This window comes from Arthrobacter sp. 18067 (assembly GCF_902706295.1).
GTDB lineage: Bacteria > Actinomycetota > Actinomycetes > Actinomycetales > Micrococcaceae > Arthrobacter.
In genome coordinates, this window is sequence record NZ_CACSJJ010000047.1 from 1 (window position 1) to 5,537 (window position 5,537).

5 protein-coding genes are annotated in these 5,537 nt (G+C 63.4%); 4 read left to right on the forward strand and 1 reads right to left on the reverse strand.

What is annotated here, in order from left to right; genetic code table 11:
• Window positions 1–377 precede the first annotated feature (377 nt).
• A complete protein-coding gene (locus GVL04_RS23830; protein WP_159709129.1) occupies window positions 378–1,121 on the forward strand; it encodes a signal peptidase I in 744 nt (247 codons plus the stop codon).
• Window positions 1,114–1,539 carry an Hpt domain-containing protein gene (locus GVL04_RS23835; RefSeq protein WP_159709130.1) on the forward strand — a complete coding sequence of 142 codons (426 nt, stop codon included), beginning with the start codon at window positions 1,114–1,116 and terminating at the stop codon, window positions 1,537–1,539. The genes GVL04_RS23830 and GVL04_RS23835 overlap by 8 nt, the downstream gene beginning before the upstream one ends.
• Here GVL04_RS23835 and GVL04_RS23840 read toward each other — a convergent pair.
• Entirely contained in the window at window positions 1,536–2,804 is a 1,269-nt protein-coding gene (locus GVL04_RS23840) for an aromatic acid/H+ symport family MFS transporter (protein ID WP_159709131.1), read from the reverse strand. The genes GVL04_RS23835 and GVL04_RS23840 overlap by 4 nt on opposite strands.
• Before the next feature lie 152 nt (window positions 2,805–2,956).
• Here GVL04_RS23840 and GVL04_RS23845 point away from each other — a divergent pair, with 152 nt between their 5' ends.
• Both GVL04_RS23845 and GVL04_RS23850 read left to right on the forward strand, forming a co-directional pair.
• Window positions 2,957–3,697, forward strand: coding sequence for an IclR family transcriptional regulator (locus GVL04_RS23845; RefSeq protein WP_159709132.1), 741 nt, complete (start codon window positions 2,957–2,959; stop codon window positions 3,695–3,697).
• Window positions 3,698–3,815: 118 nt separating this feature from the next.
• Entirely contained in the window at window positions 3,816–5,003 is a 1,188-nt protein-coding gene (locus tag GVL04_RS23850) for a 4-hydroxybenzoate 3-monooxygenase (RefSeq protein WP_159709133.1), read from the forward strand.
• The last annotated feature ends 534 nt before the right edge of the window (window positions 5,004–5,537 follow it).

A 5,537-nucleotide genomic window follows, 5' to 3' on the forward strand; every position in this document is an offset into this window, starting at 1 on the left:
ACAACCTGACCTCCCTGACCTCGACCAAAACCGACAACCTCAAGGTCACCACCACGCTGCCCGCCACCGCGAACAACGACTTCCAAGGCGCCACCTCCACCATCGGATTCTCCTTCACCGGCACCCAACGCACCGAAACCACCAAGTAACACCAAAAGCTCCGGAGGCCGGCCGTTACGCCCTTTCCGGCCGGGCCTCCGGTCACAAGCCCCGCCGGGCCTGGTCGGGCGCCCCCCTGCCCGATCAGGTCCGCCGGTATTTTTCCTGAGCCAGACTTGAGGCTTTCCCGCAGGAAAGCCTGAGCCAGCTCACGCAGACTCTTTTACAGAAGTCGTTTTAACAGAAGACGATCAACACCCGGAAGGAACGCCAGGACAATGAGCACCCTCACCAGCATCAACGGACCAGCCCTCCACGGCCGGCGTTCCGCCGCGAAGCCCGCCGCCACAACCCCGACCGCATCCGCCGTCGTTGAGTCCGCCGTCGTCGAGACTGCAACCGAGACTGCCGCTGTGAAGCAGCCCGCAGCGGCCACCAACGCCACCAACGCCGGCACGTTTCGCAGGATTGCCGCGACGGCCGTGAAGTTCATCGGCATCGGCGCGCTGGTCCTCGCGGCCTTGGCGTTTGTCCTGCTGGCGATTGGGCCGCGCGTCTTCGGGTACCAGACCTCCACCATGCTGACCGGATCCATGGCCCCACTGATCAACCCGGGCGACGTCGTCGTGACCGTCCCAACACCCATCACGGACGTCAAAGTGGGCGACATCATCACCTACCACATCCCCGTGGAGGACCAGCGGGTAGAGACCCACCGCATCACCGAGATCACCGCTACCGCCGACGGCGGCGTAGCCGTCCAGACCAAGGGCGACGCCAACAACGGAATCGACCCATGGATCGCCACACTCGAAGGCAAAACCGTGGACAAGCAGGTCGCCACCATCCCCTACGTGGGCAACGCCATCCGCACGCTCCGCGAACCCATGGTCATGAACATCCTGATGTACGGCGCACCCGCCATCCTGGTCATCGGAATGCTCGCCTCCATCTGGACCAAAGACCCCAACAAGTCAGCCCCGGAAGGCGCCGCACAGCCCCAGGCGGCAAGCGGTGAGTGACGAGGCAGGTCCGGCCCAGGCACCGGAGGCCTCCGTACTGGAACCGTGCAGGCTGCAAGCTCTGGCTGACGAGTTGGGAGACCCCACGCCGGCCATCCGTTTCCTCTCCACCTACCTGTCGATGCTGCCCGGCCGGATCCTCAGGATCTCCAACGGCCTGTGCCGCCACGATCCCGACGCCAGCATGGATGCGGTCCTGAGCCTGAAGATTTCCTCGGCCATGGTTGGGGCGCTGGAGACAGAGAACCAGTGCCAGGCCATTGAAACGATGATCCGTGAAGATCACTTCGATTCAGCAGTCCAGGCGCTCCCGGAGCTCAAGAAATCCACCGATCGCTGCTTCGCGGCGGGGCCGCAGCTGCTCGGGAGGGCGCAGTCGACCCTGTGCAAGGGCCCCCAGGTTTGGCCGAACGGTTAGCGGTCCGCCGGCACGGTTGTGTCGGCGGCCTTGACCTCGTGCGGCACCAGGAACAGTGCGGCCACTGCGAGTAGACCGGCGGCGGCGAACACGTAGAACCCGGCAGGATAGGCGATGTTCGCAGCCACCAAGGTTCCCGTCACGGCAGGACCAACGATTGCGCCCAGCCTGCCAACGCCTGCTGCGAAGCCGAGGGCGGTTCCGCGGAGCCGGGCCGGGAACAACTGGCTGACCCAGGCATAAACCAGCACCTGGGAGCTGAAGACGAAGACGCCGGTGACAAAGACAGCCGCGTTCAGCAGGAGTTCGTTCTGGATCTTGACGCTGAGGATGGCCAGCAGCACCGCTGACAACCCGAACCACACCAGCACGATCTTCTTGGTCCCATGTTTGTCTGCCAGGACTCCGGCAAGGAACAGCCCGGCGACGGCGCCAACGTTCAGTACCAGCAACAGCGTCAGTCCGGTGCTCACTGGATATCCGGCGGCAGCCATCAGCTGCGGCAGCCACGTGTTCAGTCCGTAGACCAGCAGCAGCCCCATGAACGACGCGATGCCAATACCAACGGCCACCATGGGATAAGGCTTTTGCAGGAGGTCGCGGAATCCGGTCTTTTGCTTGGTGCCGGCGGAATGCTCGACGGCGGGAGTTGCGTTGGCGGGTTCGCCCGCCTTGGCCGGGGCTGCTTCGGGGAGCGATTCGGGCAGCTTGGCCCACAAGAATGGCAGTAGCAGCAGCCCGGCAACGCCGCCGATGATGAACATGAGCCGCCAGTTCGGAACGATGAAGATGGCCAGCAGGGCCGTGGCCACGGCACCCACGTGGTATCCGGTCATGGTCCGCGTGGTGGACTTGCCGGCTGATCCAGCCGGGGCGTAGTCGTTCATAAACGCCAACGCTGCCGGGAGGCATGCGCCCAGGCCCAATCCCGCAAGCAGGCGGAGAATCGAAAAGACGGCAACGTTCGGGGCGAAGGCAACGCCGATGGTGAACAGCGAGAAGCCTGCCACGCAGGCGATCAGGAGTTTGCGGCGGCCGAACTTGTCCGAGAGCGGCGCGATGAAGAGCGCGCCCAGACCCACACCTACCAGGGAGATGGTGGCTGCGAAGGTAGCTCCCACGGCGTCGAATCCGAGTTCGCCGGTCTTGATGAGCGTGGGGATGACGGTGCCAAGGACCACGAGGTCGAAGCCGTCCAGGACCATGGCCAGCCAACAGAGCCAAACAGGCCATTGGGAGCGGCGGGCAGATGTCATCGTTGGCATAGCGTCCTCGGTACTTCTTTTTTGTGGTTGGTCCCGACCAAAGAACGTTCGGTCGGTTATGAGAGTTGTATCACCGCCCGATGTTGCGTGGCACACGTTCTACCATTGAATGGAAGGTACCGAATTGGTGCCGGGTAACAAAGGAGAACGTCGTGGCCAACTCTGCGTCCGGGGATTCCGTAGTTGACCGCGTGGTACGGGTGATTGAGGCCTTTCCCGAGGGAGTGACCTCACTGCAATTGACCGAGTTGGCTGATCGGGCCGGAATCCCGCTGTCCTCGGCGCATCGACTGGTCCGTCAACTCTCCGAGCATGGCTTGTTGGATCTTGGCGTCGGCGGGACGGTCCGCCTGGGCTTGCGGTTGTGGGAACTGGTCAACCGTAATTCGCCCACGTTGGCCCTCCGCCAAGCGGCGATGCCGTTTATGGAGGACATACAGCAGGTCCTGAACCAGAATGTGAATCTCGCGGTGCTCGATGGCTGGGAAGCGCTCTTTGTAGAGCGACTTTCCCGGAGGGGGTCAGTGGCCAACAGGGCGCGGATCGCCGGGCGGATGCCGGTCCACATTTCCTCTGCGGGGCTTGCCTTGATGTCCCACCAATCGCGTGAGCTGCAGGCGGAGTACCTCGAACAGTTCCAAGATCCGTCCGGAAAGGTGACTGCCGACGTCGTACGTCATTTCCTGGCCGAAGCTGCCCAGCACGGTTACGCGCAACTCGCGGGCGTGGTGGATCCGGACACGTGGGGCATCGCTGTTCCCGTGGTAAATGGGAAGCGACGTACTGTGGCGGCCCTCGGTGTTGTCGTACCGCTCGCGGAGATGCGGCTGCAGGCGCTGGTGCCAGCGCTCCAAACGGCAGCGAGGGGAATTGGCCGACAACTCGGCGACTGACTCCGACTTCCGTTCAACGGAATACGTGTAACGCCAATCACCCGCTGCGGGCCACACTGATTTCAGATTCATCCCGCTTCCGAGCAAGCCGGGATCCGCAACGAAGCGAGGAACAACCATGGCACGCACGCCCATCACCACCCAAGTCGCCATTATGGGCGCAGGCCCCGCGGGCCTCATGCTCTCCCACTTGCTGGCCAAGCAAGGCATCGAGTCCGTAGTGGTGGAAATCCGCAGCCGCAAGGACATCCAGGAGACCGTCCGCGCCGGCATCCTCGAGCACGGCACCGTGAACCTGTTGGTGGATTCCGGCGTCTCCGATCGTGTACTGCGCGAAGGTGACCGGCACGATGGCATCGAATTGCGGTTCAACGGCGAAAGCCACCGCATCAACTTCAAGGAACTCGTCGGCGAATCAGTGTGGCTGTACCCGCAGACTGACGTGTTCATGGATCTTGCCGCGAAGCGGGAGGACGACGGCGGCGACGTCCGCTACAGCGTCACGGACACCACGGTGCACGACCTCGAAGGCAAGCCGAAAGTCTGGTTCACTGACGCGGACGGCCAAGAGTTCGAAATCCAGGCCGACTTCCTGGTGGGTGCCGACGGATCCCGCAGCCACTGCCGCTTCCAGATTCCCGAAGCCAACCGCAAGTGGTACTTCCACGAGTACCCCTTTGCTTGGTTCGGTATCCTCGCCGAGGCCCCGCGCAGCGCCGACGAACTGATCTACGCCAACTCCGAAAACGGCTTCGCGCTGATCAGCCAGCGCACCGAAACCGTTCAGCGCATGTACTTCCAGTGCGACCCCAAGGAAAACGTTGCCGACTGGGACGACGAACGTATCTGGACCGAGTTCCGTAAGCGCGTCAACGGCAACGGGTTTGAGCTCAAAGAGGGGCCCGTCCTGGAAAAGATGGTCCTGCCGTTCCGCAGTTTCGTCCACACCCCCATGCGCCACGGCAACCTCTTCCTGGCCGGCGACGCCGCGCACACCGTCCCGCCCACAGGCGCCAAGGGCCTCAATCTGGCGATCCACGACGTCAAGGTGCTCTTCGAAGGGCTCGACTCCTTCTACTCGAATGGCTCCAGCGCGCTCCTTGATTCCTACAGTGACCGCGCCCTGGACCGTGTGTGGAAGGCCCAGCATTTCTCCTACTGGATGACGTCCATGCTGCACACCGTTCCCGGCGCCGACGACTTCGACCGCGCCCGCCAACTCGGCGAGCTGCACTCCGTGGTCACTTCCGAGCACGGCAAGGCCTACCTCGCGGAGTCGTACACGGGCTGGCCGACCTCGCGCTAAATCTGGCTCCGACGACTGTGACACGTTGTCGGTTCCCATAAGCCAGCGCTCGACGGCCGGACGTCTCCCTGCGGAGGCTGACCACCGTTGGGCGCTGGTTGCGTTAACGGCGCTTGGCGTCTGGCCGGGCCGCATAGTCGCCATTGGGCAGGACTGGGTTGGGGTGGACTGTATTGGATAGGAGCGTACGGCGCCGTGCTGAGGTCAGTCCTGCCTGAGCCAGCATCTTTCCCGACTGCCTGCGGCACAGTGTCGGCACCGTGAGTAGCCGGCCAGTGCCGCCCGCGCTCATGCCTCTCCCGACGCGCGCAAACGTGTGGCCGGGCTTCATGGAGCGGCGCTTGCGCGGCATGTCCCACTATCCGACGCGCTCAATGCAGCCCGGAACATGGCGACGACAGAAACGACAGCGCCCAAGTTCCCCACACTGGATTGCTCCGTACTGGAGCATTCCACACACCGTTCCCGGGACGTGTTTATGTTCTGTGGGGTGTGTGGTGGTGGTTGCGTCGGGGTGTTTGGTGGGGGTCGATG